At 37.1% G+C, this 14538-nt stretch carries 16 protein-coding genes, 2 rRNA genes and 1 riboswitch; all 18 genes read left to right on the top strand.

What is annotated here, in order from left to right; genetic code table 11:
* Positions 1-116: ribosomal RNA gene (locus M3183_RS24015) — 23S ribosomal RNA — on the top strand; the annotation flags it as partial.
* A gap of 359 nt (positions 117-475) precedes the next feature.
* A 5S ribosomal RNA gene (gene rrf, locus M3183_RS24010) occupies positions 476-591 on the top strand.
* A 145-nt stretch (positions 592-736) separates the two neighbouring features.
* Positions 737-874: a hypothetical protein gene (locus M3183_RS24005; RefSeq protein ID WP_251473788.1), complete on the top strand. Its 138-nt coding sequence runs from the start codon at positions 737-739 to the stop codon at positions 872-874.
* A 38-nt stretch (positions 875-912) separates the two neighbouring features.
* Entirely contained in the window at positions 913-1056 is a 144-nt protein-coding gene (locus M3183_RS24000) for a hypothetical protein (RefSeq protein WP_251473787.1), read from the top strand.
* A gap of 139 nt (positions 1057-1195) precedes the next feature.
* Positions 1196-2191, top strand: a complete 996-nt coding sequence (locus tag M3183_RS23995; RefSeq protein ID WP_251473786.1) for an LLM class flavin-dependent oxidoreductase — start codon at positions 1196-1198, stop codon at positions 2189-2191.
* Positions 2192-2221: 30 nt separating this feature from the next.
* The gene (locus tag M3183_RS23990; protein WP_251473785.1) at positions 2222-2452 is read left to right on the top strand and encodes a hypothetical protein; all 231 of its coding nucleotides are present in this window, start codon (positions 2222-2224) and stop codon (positions 2450-2452) included.
* A 178-nt stretch (positions 2453-2630) separates the two neighbouring features.
* Positions 2631-2768, top strand: a complete 138-nt coding sequence (locus M3183_RS23985) for a hypothetical protein (protein WP_251473782.1) — start codon at positions 2631-2633, stop codon at positions 2766-2768.
* 10 nt (positions 2769-2778) lie between these two features.
* Entirely contained in the window at positions 2779-2901 is a 123-nt protein-coding gene (locus M3183_RS27220) for an antibiotic biosynthesis monooxygenase family protein (RefSeq protein ID WP_285880983.1), read from the top strand.
* A 652-nt stretch (positions 2902-3553) separates the two neighbouring features.
* The gene (locus M3183_RS23980) at positions 3554-4462 is read left to right on the top strand and encodes a selenium metabolism-associated LysR family transcriptional regulator (RefSeq protein ID WP_251473779.1); all 909 of its coding nucleotides are present in this window, start codon (positions 3554-3556) and stop codon (positions 4460-4462) included.
* A gap of 306 nt (positions 4463-4768) precedes the next feature.
* Positions 4769-5626 carry a carcinine hydrolase/isopenicillin-N N-acyltransferase family protein gene (locus tag M3183_RS23975; protein ID WP_251473777.1) on the top strand — a complete coding sequence of 286 codons (858 nt, stop codon included), beginning with the start codon at positions 4769-4771 and terminating at the stop codon, positions 5624-5626.
* 86 nt (positions 5627-5712) lie between these two features.
* On the top strand, positions 5713-7119 hold the full coding sequence (locus M3183_RS23970; protein ID WP_251473775.1) for an MFS transporter: 1407 nt from the start codon (positions 5713-5715) through the stop codon (positions 7117-7119).
* A gap of 391 nt (positions 7120-7510) precedes the next feature.
* A riboswitch (TPP riboswitch) is annotated at positions 7511-7620 on the top strand.
* 74 nt (positions 7621-7694) lie between these two features.
* The gene (gene tenI / locus M3183_RS23965; RefSeq protein WP_251473789.1) at positions 7695-8306 is read left to right on the top strand and encodes a thiazole tautomerase TenI; all 612 of its coding nucleotides are present in this window, start codon (positions 7695-7697) and stop codon (positions 8304-8306) included.
* On the top strand, positions 8290-9399 hold the full coding sequence (thiO, locus tag M3183_RS23960; RefSeq protein ID WP_251473774.1) for a glycine oxidase ThiO: 1110 nt from the start codon (positions 8290-8292) through the stop codon (positions 9397-9399). The genes tenI and thiO overlap by 17 nt, the downstream gene beginning before the upstream one ends.
* A gap of 13 nt (positions 9400-9412) precedes the next feature.
* The gene (gene thiS, locus M3183_RS23955) at positions 9413-9616 is read left to right on the top strand and encodes a sulfur carrier protein ThiS (RefSeq protein ID WP_251473773.1); all 204 of its coding nucleotides are present in this window, start codon (positions 9413-9415) and stop codon (positions 9614-9616) included.
* A gap of 2 nt (positions 9617-9618) precedes the next feature.
* On the top strand, positions 9619-10386 hold the full coding sequence (locus tag M3183_RS23950; RefSeq protein ID WP_251473772.1) for a thiazole synthase: 768 nt from the start codon (positions 9619-9621) through the stop codon (positions 10384-10386).
* A complete protein-coding gene (locus tag M3183_RS23945) occupies positions 10383-11399 on the top strand; it encodes a thiazole biosynthesis adenylyltransferase ThiF (RefSeq protein WP_251473771.1) in 1017 nt (338 codons plus the stop codon). The genes M3183_RS23950 and M3183_RS23945 overlap by 4 nt, the downstream gene beginning before the upstream one ends.
* A gap of 301 nt (positions 11400-11700) precedes the next feature.
* The gene (locus M3183_RS23940) at positions 11701-12789 is read left to right on the top strand and encodes an XdhC family protein (protein WP_251473769.1); all 1089 of its coding nucleotides are present in this window, start codon (positions 11701-11703) and stop codon (positions 12787-12789) included.
* Between the two features lie 258 nt (positions 12790-13047).
* Positions 13048-14433 (top strand): VWA domain-containing protein, encoded by a 1386-nt coding sequence (locus M3183_RS23935; RefSeq protein ID WP_251473767.1) that lies wholly within the window; start codon positions 13048-13050, stop codon positions 14431-14433.
* Positions 14434-14538 lie beyond the last annotated feature (105 nt).

Genomic DNA, 14538 nt, shown 5'->3' with positions numbered 1-14538 from the left:
TCCTTTTAGCTAAAGCTAAGTAAGATCCCTGAAAGATGATCAGGTTGATAGGTCAGAGATGGAAGCATGGTGACATGTGGAGTTGACTGATACTAATCGATCGAGGACTTAACCAAAACGAAAAGCGAAGGCGACTGGTCAGCTTCGACAGACGTTGGAGGGCTGGCTCTGCAAATCCTGGTTTTAGGATTTGTAGGGACGGATTGAAACGGCCGAGAAGTTAGGAGCCGAAGCTAGACAAATCGAAAAGCGGAAGCGTCCGGTTAGCAGTGTATGGCATGGAGGGCTTTGACTGAGATAAAGGAAACACGATGAGCGTAGGCGAATCGATGTTGACTTATCGCAGGGAAGAGACCGAAGGACACTAGTTGCTGGACACTGGAGCTGGACAGCAATCATTAAAGCGAACTCGTTCTTAACAAACTTCTTCTCTATTATCTAGTTTTGAGGGAATGAATCCTCAACAAAAAAATAGTCCGGCGGTGATGGCGAGAAGGTCACACCCGTTCCCATACCGAACACGGAAGTTAAGCTTCTCAGCGCCGATGGTAGTTGGGGCCTTGCCCCTGTGAGAGTAGGACGTTGCCGGGCAAACAAAAAGACAATCTATAAAAGGTTGTCTTTTTTTATTTACTTTTTCTAGATAGGCAGCCTAAAAAAATGCTCCTAGAATAAAGTGGATGGAACAAATTACTTCGGTTCATAATAACTAAAGAAGATAAAAGGAGGTATTGGTTTGGTTGAGCGATACAATACAGGTGATGAAGCGACAAATGAATTGAAAAAAACCCTGGCAAATACAAAACCAAGGCAAAACCCTAATATGAGTGATGCCGAAGTGAAACTTAAGTTTCAGAGAAAAAAGGATAATTAGAAAGGCAATCAACCTTCCAACATAGTGAGGTGAAAAATTTGAAAAATGAGAGACCTATTGAGTATTCAGGAAAAGTGCTTGACCAAAGAAATACACTAACTGGTCCAGACGACGCCGGGAAAAGCGATTATCCCAAACGCCCAAATCATGTAAGAATTAAACAATCTAGTCAAAGTGATTAAAAGCGTTGGCTGCCAATTCGGCAGCCTTTTTTACATTATATTTCAAATACGGGAAACTTAATATAAGCAATAAACTTTCCATCATGAATTCAGATTGTTACTATGGTTAAGGAAACACCTTATGAAAGGAAAATGAAAAATGACAAATATTAATATACCATTATCTGTTTTAAATCTTGCTCCCATCCGTGAAGGCCAAGGTCCAAAGCAGGCGATTGATCATATGGTTGATCTTGCTAAAGCTGTGGAAGAAATGGGCTATACCCGCTATTGGATTGCGGAACATCATAATTCATCGACACTTGTCAGTTCTGCTACATCCATCTTAATTAAACATACATTGGAACATACGAAGCATATTCGGGTTGGTTCCGGCGGAGTAATGCTGCCAAACCATTCTCCATTAGTAGTGGCTGAGCAATTTGGTACGATGGCCTCAATTTATCCGGATCGAATTGATCTTGGATTAGGACGGGCTCCTGGAACTGATATGATGACGGCAAGTGCTTTAAGACGATCAAAAAATGATTCTGTGTATACATTTCCGGATGATGTTCAAGCACTGCTTACTTATTTTGGACCTGAAGAACGTCAAGGATATGTAAGAGCCTATCCAGGTGTTAACACAAATATTCCAATTTATATCCTTGGATCTTCAACAGATTCTGCTTATTTAGCTGCTAAATTAGGACTGCCATATGTATTCGCATCTCATTTTGCTCCAAGATATATGGAAGAGGCCATTTCCATTTATCGCAGCAGGTTCCAGCCTTCAGAGTATCTTGATAAACCATACATGATTGTTTGTTTAAACGTTATTGCGGCAGAAACGAATGAAGAGGCAGAGTTCTTATCTACAACAGCCCAGCAATTTTTCCTTGGAGTCATTCGAAATTCCCGTGTGCCGCTGCAGCCGCCTGTTAAAAATTTGGTTTGGAACGCGATGGAGAAAGAAGCAGCAGGTTCTATGTCAAGATTGACATTTATGGGAAGCAAAGAAACGGTCCGTGCACAGCTGACAGATTTTCAGGAAAAATATAATGTTGATGAAATTATGGTGGTTTCATATATATTTGATACTGAAAAACAAAAACGGTCATATGAAATCTTTAAAGAAATTGTTGATGGCCGCTGATATAAAATAGCTAAATCGAGTGTGCTAAATATGCCCACTCGATTTTTATATCTTGACCTTGATAAATTCTATGAACATGTAATAATTTATAAAAACAAAATTGAAATACCCCCACGTACGGGACTGAATAGTAAAATTGATAAAGAGAAATTTGCATCAGACTTTGCCGAGTGGGATTTTGGATGGTTAAATATACCTTACTTAATCGAGAAAACAGAAGCTGATTATGAATTTTCAATGGTAAATCGTGATACGATGTAAAAATGGAACTTTGACCGTAATACTTTTTGGGAGATGCCGCACACCAATTGTACTCTATTGGTTCAAATGGTGCCCCCCAGGCATTTCTTGATGAGGCATTAAAAGCATAGGAAGAACAAGGCTTGAACCAACGGCAAATATTGTTAGAAGCACTCGTAAAAATGGAACAGAAAGTGTCATGCAAATTGTTGAGGAACGTGCACCGGAAGGATTTAATAATTTAAATGACGTAATCTCTTTTCAGGAACTAGAGAATGTTTCCAATACATATAAGCAAATTGTCGGTTTTGATCCAGAGATTCTAAATAGCAAATAGGGGACGGATCATGATGATAAAACATATTGTATTGATTAAATTTAAAGAAGAAATAACAATAAAACCGAAGCAAGAGTTAATTCGAAGGATTACATTGAAACATAAAATTCCAGGTATCAAGATATCAGGCTAGGGATTATTTTTTTTTTAGCAGAAATCAAGAATTTGAGTGAGTTTACTGTCCGATTTGATGATCTTGTTAGTTTTGAACTATATTGCTCTTATCCTGCACATCAGGAAGTTGTTGCTTATTTAAATGAAATAGGTTTAGAGGATATTATTATCGTAGTTTTTAAGATTTAATTAATGATATTTTTTTAGATACTTTTAGAGACTATTTGAGGAAAAAAGCGAGAAGGCGTTCTATCATATTCGTAGCTTTTTTCCTCAAATACATTTATAACAGAGCGTCTTCTCTTCAATAGTTATATCAAAAATAATTGAGGAAATAAAGAATACACAAATTCTTAAATAAGGGCGTATTGTTCTTTATAGTACTTAAGTTCAAACTTATAGGTCACTAAGGAAAGCACGGTAGTTATATAGAGATAATAAAAAGAGAGTGGTGTGAATAATGCTGTAAAAGTAATCAAGAAAAAACATATAACATACACAGCGGTTCTTCAATTTGAATCATTGGTTTTAATTAAACTCTATGCGTAAGGACGAGTATTTCAGATTAAGTGTTATATTTAAAGAATTCGAACTATTTTTAAAATATTGTGATATATATAATATAAACTGAACATAAATGACGAAGTAAAATTGTTTGGGAGTGATGGTCGTTGAATATTGATCATTTAAAGGTTTTCCATATCTTGGCGGGAAACGGGAGCTTTTCAAACACATCCAAAGTTCTACATATGTCCCAGTCAAACGTAAGTAAGCAAATTCGCCATCTAGAGGAAGAACTTAATACAAAACTATTTGACAGGACAAAGAAAAAAGTTCAATTGACCTCCCAAGGGAAGATATTGTTGGAATCTACCGAAAAAATATTTAAGGAAATAAATTTTGTGAAAAATAAACTGGCATCACTTTCAGAAACAGTACACGGAGATTTAGTTATTGGTGCCAGCATAACCCTGGGAGAGCATGTACTGCCGTATATATTAGTAGAATATCAAAAACAATATTCGAATGTCCATTTGGAGATGAAAGTGGATAACTCTGAACATATTATTGAAAAACTAAGAAACCAGCAAGTTCATATTGCATTTATTCAATCGTCTTCATATTATCCTGAATTTAAACAACAACTGTTTTTAGAAGATGAATTAGTTATTATTGCGCCTCAGAAATTTATCAAACCAGAATTTGATTCTTTGAATGAATATATTACTCCTAATATGCTTTTAAACTTACCAATGATTATCAGAGAGAAAGGTTCAGGTACAAGACAAATAATTGAAGAACAATTACGAAATAATCGGCTAGACCCAAATAAATTAAATGTTGTACTTGAACTGGAAAATACGGAATCGATTAAAGCTGCAGTTGAATCAGGTATGGGTATTTCCGTTATTTCAAAAACTTCAATTCAAAAAGAGCTTCGTTTGAATACTCTTCGCATTTTGTCGGTTAAAGGAATGCAATTAAAAAGAAACTTCTACTCTGTTTATGATGAACAAAATCTGTCATTCCCAAGTAATTCTTTCCTTTCATTTATTCATCATTATTATAATCAAATGTGAACATACTCGTACTCACTTTCGGGATTTGAATTATTCGTTCCAGTTTAGAATAAACAGCATCATTAATTAGAATAAACAAAATTATCAATAAATATTGACCCCCCATTTCCTTAATGCTTTAATTATGTAAGTAAACAAATTGTTTTTGGGATTTTTCAGTGATGGCAAATATACTTATGGGAGGTAAAAACGAACAATTAGAAAGAACTAAAGGAAATACCGAATTAGAATTGAAGAGGACGTTTTAATGACAATGGCTGAATATAAAACAAATCATTGTTAGGAAATTTATAAGGAGGGGTCTATGTGTGTACGTGTGGTGCAATATCTACAAGGGATCGATACGATCAACCTGTCATCCTAATAGGAAAAACAATGGATTTTTACGAAAGCGCTTTCTGGCATGGTAAAGTAAGTCACACAAGTGGTTACACATCGATTGGCTTTGGTGTTATTCCACAGATAGGGATAAATTCTGGGATGAATGAAAAAGGTTTATGTGTGTTACTATCGTTTTTAGACTATAGAGGACCTTTTACTATTGAAAAAAATGAAACTATACCAAATAAGTGGCTCGGGGATGATCGTGCACTGCTTAATGCACAGTTGTTGGCAAGATGTTCGAAAGTAGAAGAAGCGATTGCATACCTCTATGAACATGTTCCTAGATATAAAGATATGCCGGGTGGAAATCACATGCTAGTTGACAAAAGCGGAACACTTGCAGTTTTTGAACATTGCAACGGGCAAATGGATCATAAATACTATACGGATAAGGGGTATACAGCTAGAGGAAACAATGGTTTTTTAACCATTTTGGATAAACAAGCAAGTCTACCCAACGATATCAAAAATGATCGTTCCATACGCTGTTCAACAATGGAATCAACTTTAGCGGAATTGTACAATCAGCAATTTGAAGAAGAAGAAATCCTACAAAAGATGCAGCAAACCTTATCCTCACATCAAACAGATGCTCCAGGACAGGTTGGGAATATTTGCCTGCATGCTCAGGTCCTTCCTGGCGCAAGGGCGTCAACCTACTTTCCTTTATCTACCATCTCCTCAATAATTTTTAACGTTACTAAACAGGTAATGTACTATACTACTTCAACGCCTTGTCAAAGTTCTTGGCATCAATTAGATTTTTCGAATGCTAATTAAGTTAGTTTTTAAAAAACTTTTATAGAATAATAAATTTAGTGGGAATGTGATTGTAATTTTCTATCTTACAGGTAAGGGGCGAAAATATGAAAGATATAACAAAAGCAGCGAATCTATTGTCTCGGCTGGATAGAATACCTGTAACAAGAACAATGATCAGCATAATGATTCTTTTACTTTTAGCTTGGGTATTTGAAAGCTTCGATGTTGGAATGATGGGAACCATAATTATATCTGCTAAACATGCCTGGAATTTAACCGAAGACCAGGTAGGTTTTCTGGGTATTGCAACAACATTAGGAGTCGTCATCGGTTTAATCCCTGGAGGACGTTTGACAGATAAATTTGGAAGACGAACGGTACTACTTTGGGGAACAGCTATTTATGGATTACTTACTTTTTTTAGCGCCTTTTCTCCAAATTTAGAAACGTTAATTGTTCTAAGAGTCTTGGCAGGACTTGGTGAAGGAGCGATATTTCCTATTCCATATTTGATGTTATCTGAATTTGTACAATCTAATAAGCGGGGAATTAGTATGGGGTGGGTAAATGGAGCTTTAACAGGTGCTTATGCATTTCCTTTGATGATTGGGGCTTGGGCTACCAATGCATTTCCCCTAGAAAAGGCCTGGGAGGTGATGTCGCTTTTTGGAGGGATTCCACTTTTATTTGTAATACCTTTACTTATTTGGTTGCCTGAATCTCCACGATTTTTAGTAAAAAAGGGTCGTTATGAAGAATTGGAAAAAATTGTTGAAAAATTAGAAAAACAGGCCAATCTTTCGCAAGATACAAGTCTAGTCAATCCATCCATTTTAAACGGTCTGCAGACTACTGAAATGTCAAGAGGGAAAATGGGAGACATTTTTAAGCCCCCTTACATGATACGCAGTGTAGTAGCCTATTTAGTTTTTGGTTATTCAATTTACGTATGGTATGTATTGAATGTATATGGACCTACCATGTTTTCAAATCAGGGGCTTGGTGTTAATAATGCATTGACTTTTACAGCAATAATGATGGCAATAGCCGCACTTGGAACAGTAGTTCACGGGTATTTATCTGATAAATATGGACGAAAAGTCACACTAGTTGTATTTGGAGCAGCAGCAACTATTTGTTTTTTATTGTTTGCTTATACACAAAGCTATAATGGGTTAATCATTTTAGGAATACTCTCGGCCTTTTTTGGTCTCAGTATTGTTTCGTTTGGAAAGCTTTATACCTCCGAGCAATATCCAACAGATATTCGTGGGCTGGGAACTGCTACCGGGGAAATGACCGGCCGTTTTTTTTCAGGTGTAGCGGGGCTTTATTTTATTCCTCAGTTGTTGGCATGGGGGGGAAATCAAGTGGTGTTCATAAGTATGGCGGTTTTTATTGTACTAGGAACCATCCCATTAATAATTCTTGGAAGGGACACACACAATATTAGTGTAGAAGAAGCTGGAAGCTCGGTATTGTCCAAAGGAAAATCTAAGTTAGTAAAATAAGCTATCTCAAATTAATAAAAAGAAACTGATTAGATTGTAGATAATGCCGACTATTCTGCCTAACATGCGTAAGCTGTTGTAAAAACTCAATTAAAGAGAAGTAGTGAGCCCAATAATTCCATCTTTTTCTGTGATTTCAATCTAATGATAAGTCATCAATGATCAACTCTTTTAGAGGGCTATTGTATATAAGATATCTACTTTATGATCAGATAATTAATCTTACTTCTTTAATTCAAGAAGAGAAAAGCAAATCTTGTGTCGGAAAATCAGGTGGAAAATTAGTAGAAACATGTTTTATGGATTTATGAGTAATGTAAAAATACGTAGGAAAAATTCTACTTTCTATTGCAATAACAATAATTTGTGGTATAATTCAGATAAATTAATAAATCTTCACTAGGGGATCCCTTGATAAGGGCTGAGAGCAGAGTAGTTACTTTGAAACCCTCAAAACCTGACCAGGTTCGTACCTGCGTAGGGAAGTGGCATGTTCTTTTTTGTATGATAAATTAACATGATAACCACTTTCCCATTGGAGAGTGGTTTTTTTGTGTGTAAAGGAGGAGATGTTTCTGAAACTTATAGCCATCACTGATGATCGGCATCAGGTACTAGAACTAGCTTCCAAGATTATGCAAATACAAAATGTTGTAGATTTTATTCATATTCGTGAAAAAAAGAAATCTGCTCGTGAACTGATTAGGTTACTGGAGTTATTACTTGATAAAGGTGTCCCTAAGGATAAAATCGTTTTTCATGACCGTTTAGACGCAGCTTTATTGTCTGGAATTCGCAATATACATCTGCCAGGCCATGGTCTTCCTACTAAACAAGTAAGAGCAAAGTTCCCATTTATGAGGATCGGCTGTTCAGTTCATTCCTTTGAAGAGGCGAAACAGTCAGAAGAAGATGGTGCAGACTATGTTCTTTATGGTCATGTTTTTGAAACAAATAGTAAGGCAGGACTGGCACCTAGAGGGGTAAAAGAGCTTGAGGAAATAAAGAAGAGGCTTGTTATTCCTGTATATGCCATCGGAGGAATTACAGCTGATAGAGTTGACGACATCCATGTGGATGGTATTGCTGTAATGTCTGGTTTATTTTCTGCTGAAAATCCTAAAGCAGCAGCAATGTATTACTTAGAGAAATGTAAGGAGAGGACCATGATTGGGGAAATTTTATGATGTTGCAGTTATTGGCGGCGGGATTATAGGGAATTCCATTGCTTATTACTTGGCTAAAGAAAAGGTATCTACAGCTGTTTTCGAAAGCGGACAAATGGGAGGTAAAACAACAAGTGCAGCTGCGGGAATGCTTGGGGCTCATTCAGAATGTGATGATCTTGAGGTGTTCTACCCTTTTGCAAGGAAAAGTCAGCAGTCCTATGCTATTTTAGAACAGGAATTGCGTGACTTGACAGGGATTGATATCAGGAAAACAGCAGGCGGTATTTATAAACTTGCTTTCAATGAAAATGAGAAACAGGAGCTCTTGCCTTTGTGCTCATTACAAACGGTAGAATGGCAGGATGCAAGATTCATAAGGCAGGCAGAACCCGCCATAACAAGTGAAATTCTTGGGGCTGCTTACATAGAAGAGGATGTCCATGTCTTACCGAAAGCTGTTTGCCAAAGCTTCTGTCAAGGCGCCCAAATATATGGAGCAGATCTTTACGAATTTACCCATGTATATGATATCCAAAAAAATGGGGGTATCTTTAATGTAAAAACACAAGCAGGCGATTTTGAAGCGAAACATATAGTGGTTGCCAGCGGTGTTTGGAGTAATACTTTTTTCCATCAATTAGGACTTGCCAATCGGATTATTCCGGTAAAGGGGGAATGTCTTTCCGTATGGAAAGAGGGGATTCAATTACAGCATACCCTTTTTCACGAACATTGTTATATCGTCCCGCGAAGTGATGGCACACTCGTGATTGGCGCGACGATGGTAGAAAATAATTGGAGTGAAAAACCTACGATTGGCGGTTTGGCACAAATGATAGCAAAAGCAAAATCATTGCTGCCGGCAATTGAAAGAATGAAGGTTGCTTCTATCTGGGCAGGGTTAAGGCCGCAAACATTTGATGGCCGGCCATTTATCGGGCATCATCCTGAAGATGATCAAATATTATTTGCTGCAGGTCACTTCCGAAATGGGATTTTACTCGCACCTGCTACGGGACAAATGATTAAAGATTTTATTTTACAAAGAAAAGTGGATGAGGGTTTGGCAGAAGCCTTTAGAATCAATCGTAAAAGCCATGTTTTAGTATAAAGGAGAGAATAAGATGACCATTCAATTAAATGGCCTGCAAGTGGAACTTCCCGAAAGTGTAAGGAATGTGGAAGATTTGCTTAAGCATTATCAATTAGAAGGTCGAATAGTGATTATTGAGTTAAATCATGAAATCGCTGACAAAAGCAAGTATACAGAGCTGTCAATTGCCGATGGAGATAAAGTTGAAATGATTCATTTTGTAGGAGGAGGATAAAAATGCTAAAAATTGGAGATCAATTATTTCAGTCAAGATTATTGCTTGGTACAGGGAAATATCCGTCTTTTGAGGTACAAAAGGAGGCTGTTCGAGTTTCTGAGGCAGAAATTTTAACTTTTGCTGTTCGCAGAATGAATATTTTTGAACCTACACAGCCAAATTTTTTGGAACAATTGGATTTAAGTAAATATAAACTTCTGCCAAATACAGCTGGTGCAAAAACAGCTGAGGAGGCAGTTCGCATTGCTAAGCTTGCTAAGGCTTCTGGTTTATGTGACATGATTAAAGTAGAGGTAATTGGCTGTGATAAAACACTATTGCCTGACCCTGTTGAAACATTAAAAGCGTCAGAAATGCTGCTGGAGGAAGGTTTTATTGTCCTGCCATATACTTCAGATGATGTGGTGCTGGCAAAAAGGCTAGAAAATCTAGGGGTACATGCGATTATGCCAGGTGCTTCGCCAATTGGATCTGGAAAAGGTATTGTGAATCCATTAAATCTTAAATTTATTATTGAGCAATCTTCCATTCCTGTAATTGTTGATGCTGGCATAGGTTCGCCAAAAGATGCGGCCTTTGCGATGGAGCTCGGAGCAGATGGTGTATTGCTGAATACAGCAGTTTCAGGAGCCAAAGATCCAGTAAAAATGGCTTTGGCGATGAAAATGGCCGTTGAAGCAGGACGACTTGGTTTTGAAGCAGGCCGGATTGGTGAAAAGGAATATGCGGCAGCCAGCAGTCCTCAAGAGGGGATGGTCACTTCTTGAATACATCAAGATATTCAAGGCAGGAATTATTCCCGCCAATTGGAGCAGCTGGGCAGGCAAAATTAAAGGATGCTCGGGTATTGGTTGTCGGTGCAGGTGCACTCGGCACCTCCAGCGCCGAAATGCTTGTACGGGCAGGTGTCGGCCATGTAACGATGGTAGACCGTGATTATGTAGAATGGAGTAATTTACAACGACAACAGCTATATACAGAAACGGATGTAAAGAACAAGCTGCCAAAGGCAATTGCCGCCCAAAATCGTTTAATGGAAGTCAATAGTGAAGTTGAAATCACAGGTATTGTTTTAGATGTAAACGGAACAAATGTGGAGGAATTAGTACAAAATCATCATTTAATTCTAGATGCAGCAGATAATTTTGAAACACGTTTGATTGTCAACGATGCGGCTGTACAGTATGGAATCCCGTTTGTATTTGGCGCATGTGTTGCCAGTTATGGTATGACGTTTCCGATGATTCCAGGCAAGACCCCATGCCTGCATTGTTTGATCAATCATCTGCCGTCTCAAAATCAAACGTGTGATACGGTTGGCGTGATTAGTCCAATTGTCCAGTTGGTGACAGCTTATCAAGTAACATCAGCCTTGAAAATATTAACAGGAAATGAGATAACACCCAGCCTTCAATCATTTGATATTTGGAAAAATGAACAGGCAGAAATAAATGTTTCAGCCTTAAAAAATAAAGACTGTCCAACATGCGGCAGCAATCCGACCTATCCTTTTTTGGCATATGAAAATCAAACAAAAGCTGCCGTACTTTGCGGGAGAAACACTGTACAGATCAGGCCGGGGCTGGAAAGGGAGATTTCTCTTCAACAGCTCGCACAACGCTTAAAAGAACTTGGAAGTGAAGTGGTTTTAAATCCGTATTTAGTTTCTTGTACCTTTGAGGACTTTCGTTTGGTCTTTTTTAAAGATGGCCGGGCACTTATACATGGAACAAGCGATACGGGCCAAGCAAGAGCTATTTATAATCGAATAATTGGATAGAAGAGTAAGAATATAATCTTACAAATTCTAGTGAGTGTGATATCTCAAACAACGAAGGTTAGTATATAGCTAGACCTTCGTTGTTTACTTAATAAAATCTTCGCCAGCCTCTCGTTAATTTGATCCCTCAAATTCCTTTTTCCTTAAAATTTTATTTGCCCAATGAACATGAACTTTTTTATAAAAATGAGTCAAAAATAATCACACCTATACTTTAATATTCTAAAAATTGATAAATAACTGAAAATGATATATTATTTGTTTAAAATAGATAATTATTTAGTAAAGAAGGTGTATAGTTGTGAATGATATCTGCAGATTATTAAAAATAATGAAGGAGAAAGAAAAACAGCTATTTGCTATGGCTACAATCTGCCGTGTGGATGGATCTGCTTACCGCCGGGAAGGGGCGAGGATGCTTATAATGGAGGATGGCAGTTATTATGGAACCATTAGTGCTGGCTGTTTGGAACAGGATTTAATCTATCAGGCTGAGGATGTAATCAAGTCACTTTCATCGAAAACAGTTCAATATGATTTGAAATCCGAAGATGATCTATCCTGGGGGCAAAATGCGGGATGTGACGGAAACATTGAGGTTTATATTGAACCGATGGGATGGCAATGGAATAAGTTAAATAAAAATATATATCTATGGCCATATATAGAGGAACAGTTAAACAAAGGAATAGCGCTAGTGTCAGTTAAATGTTTGTCTTCTGAAAGTAAAATTGAAAACGTTATTTTATACTCTGAAAATGGGTCAATAAGCGGACCTTCTATTGATCAAGATATTCAACGATTTATTTCCCCTTTGGTGAATCAGTTTTTAAAGGAAGGAAGAAAGGCAAAATATATTCATGTTAACGAGCTTGAAGATGATTTTTTATTTGAGTTGTATGAACCAAAAGATCATTTATATGTATTTGGAGCAGGCCCTGATGCGGAGCCGCTGGTTAGACTTGCTTCACAGGTTGACTTTACCGTTTCCGTGATTGATCCAAGAGAGAGCCGCTGTAATGAAACATTTTTTCCCCATGCAGATCACCTGTTTGTTGAACATCCAGGAACCTTCTTTACAAATAGATCAATACCTAAAAACAGTTTTGTTATCGTTATGACTCATAATTTTAATAGAGATAAAGAAATAGTGAACCATCTGCTTCAGTTTCCACCTAAATATCTTGGGGTATTGGGACCAAGAAGGCGGACAGATAGATTAGTAGAGAATAAAAATGCATTGCCGCTTATTCACTCTCCAATTGGTTTGGATATTAACGCAGAAGGTCCAGACGAGATTAGTATTAGCGTACTTGGGGAATTAATAAAGGTCCGTAACCGATTTCAAAAAGAGCTAAGAATCCAGCGAACCATTGAATGTCAAATATAATAAATGATGAAGAGGGCTGTCTTTTTTTCGAAAAGATTGTCCTTTTTTTATTTGACAGTAAAAAGAATCAATTTACAAATAATGTTTTAGTGATAGCAGAGATGAAATTAATGATTTGAGACTAATGGTAGTAAAATTGTCCTATTTTCATTAAGGACTAAAGTCTATTGGATAGTTTTCCCATTCAATGTAAAATATACAAGATATTAAATTAGGTGTTACCAAGTTTAAAAGGAAATCAAGGGGGATATAAAAAAGATGGGGTTTAGAAAAACAGCTATGCTGGTTTTGGCTTTACTAGTTATATTTGCCTTAGCTGCGTGTGGTTCAAACGAGACAAAAGAAAAAAAGACGTCTGCTGAACCAGTAGAACAAACTAAAAAAAAGGAAACGAAAGATCCTGAGAAAGCTGAAAATCAAAAAGAAGACATGGAGATTGCTACAACAATAGAAGAAATCATCAAGGAAAAATCGGGGAAATACTCAGCGAATGGATATAATAAAGCCATCGTTCACCGTGATTTGGACAAACACAGCTTCCAGGATAAGGATAGCTTCCAAGTTTATAACTATTTATTAGGGTTAATGAATGAAGGAGAAAAGTATGAGGAATTTGTTACCTTTGCTGAAGAGTTTAATCCGAATATAGAGACGGCATTGACAAAAACACCGGAAGGAAAAATTTCGGATGAGGTTTCAAGTGGAAACATTGGCACATCGAATATTGCGATTTTATTAGACGCGAGCGGGAGTATGGCTGCCAAAATCGGCGGTAAAACAAAAATGGAGCTGGCCAAACAAGCAATTGAAGAATTTGTGGCTTCCATGCCAGAGGATTCGAATATCTCATTAAGGGTATATGGGCACAAAGGAAGCAATAAGGACAGTGATAAAACCGTTTCATGTGGCAGTACGGAATTGGTTTATGGTTTAAAACCATATGAAAAAGAACGTTTCAAAGAGTCTTTAGGAAAATTTGAACCAACTGGCTGGACACCGATTGCCAAGGCCATTAATGAGACCAAAAAGGATTTTGAGAAAGCCAATCTAGCTGGACAAAATATCATCTATGTCGTCAGTGATGGTATTGAAACCTGTGAGGGAGATCCGGTTAAGGCGGCAAAAGATCTCCACGATTCTAATATTCAAGCAATGGTAAATATTATCGGTTTTGATGTGGATAATAACGGCCAAAAGCAATTAAAGGAAGTAGCAGAAGCAGGTGGCGGTCAATTCGAAACGGTTAATACGGCTGAACAATTTAAGCGTGTTTGGGAAAAGGAACGCGTACGTTTATATAATGAATGGAGCCGTTGGAGTTCTGAAAATTATAATCAAGTATCTTCAGAGAGCTCTGATAAATTAAATGCACTTTATGGGAAAAAATCTGATTTTACTAATTTAATGTATGATGAAAAAAACCATCTAGCTGACGCTGTATACTATTTGCGGCAAAAAGAACAAATTAGTGCGGAAACAAGGGAAGAAGTGGAAAGTCTCATTCAGCAGCGAAGAAAAATAATTGAAGATTATATTGATAAAAAATATAAAGATCTCATCAAACATGTTGAAACAGAGGGGAAACGGATCAGAAAGGAAATCGATGATAAGGGCAGGAAAATGAGAGAAAAATATAGCAGTTAAACATTTTGTTCGAACAGTAGAATCCCCAGTATTGGGGATTCTTTTGTTTTTATTATAATAATATTATGTAAACTGATGAAAAAATGTCAACAACAATAACACCCA

Source organism: Neobacillus mesonae, from assembly GCF_023715155.1.
Lineage (GTDB): Bacteria > Bacillota > Bacilli > Bacillales > Cytobacillaceae > Neobacillus > Neobacillus mesonae_A.
This window is presented reverse-complemented; position numbering and strand designations above follow the sequence as displayed.

Excerpts from the sequence above, each read along its gene's own strand:
- M3183_RS23995 (WP_251473786.1), top strand. The coding sequence starts at position 1,196 with ATGACAAATATTAATATACCATTATCTGTTTTAAATCTTGCTCCCATC.
- M3183_RS23990 (WP_251473785.1), top strand. The coding sequence starts at position 2,222 with ATGCCCACTCGATTTTTATATCTTGACCTTGATAAATTCTATGAACAT.
- M3183_RS23985 (WP_251473782.1), top strand. The coding sequence starts at position 2,631 with ATGCAAATTGTTGAGGAACGTGCACCGGAAGGATTTAATAATTTAAAT.
- M3183_RS27220 (WP_285880983.1), top strand. The coding sequence starts at position 2,779 with ATGATGATAAAACATATTGTATTGATTAAATTTAAAGAAGAAATAACA.
- M3183_RS23970 (WP_251473775.1), top strand. The coding sequence starts at position 5,713 with ATGAAAGATATAACAAAAGCAGCGAATCTATTGTCTCGGCTGGATAGA.
- thiS (WP_251473773.1), top strand. The coding sequence starts at position 9,413 with ATGACCATTCAATTAAATGGCCTGCAAGTGGAACTTCCCGAAAGTGTA.
- M3183_RS23950 (WP_251473772.1), top strand. The coding sequence starts at position 9,619 with ATGCTAAAAATTGGAGATCAATTATTTCAGTCAAGATTATTGCTTGGT.
- M3183_RS23935 (WP_251473767.1), top strand. The coding sequence starts at position 13,048 with ATGGGGTTTAGAAAAACAGCTATGCTGGTTTTGGCTTTACTAGTTATA.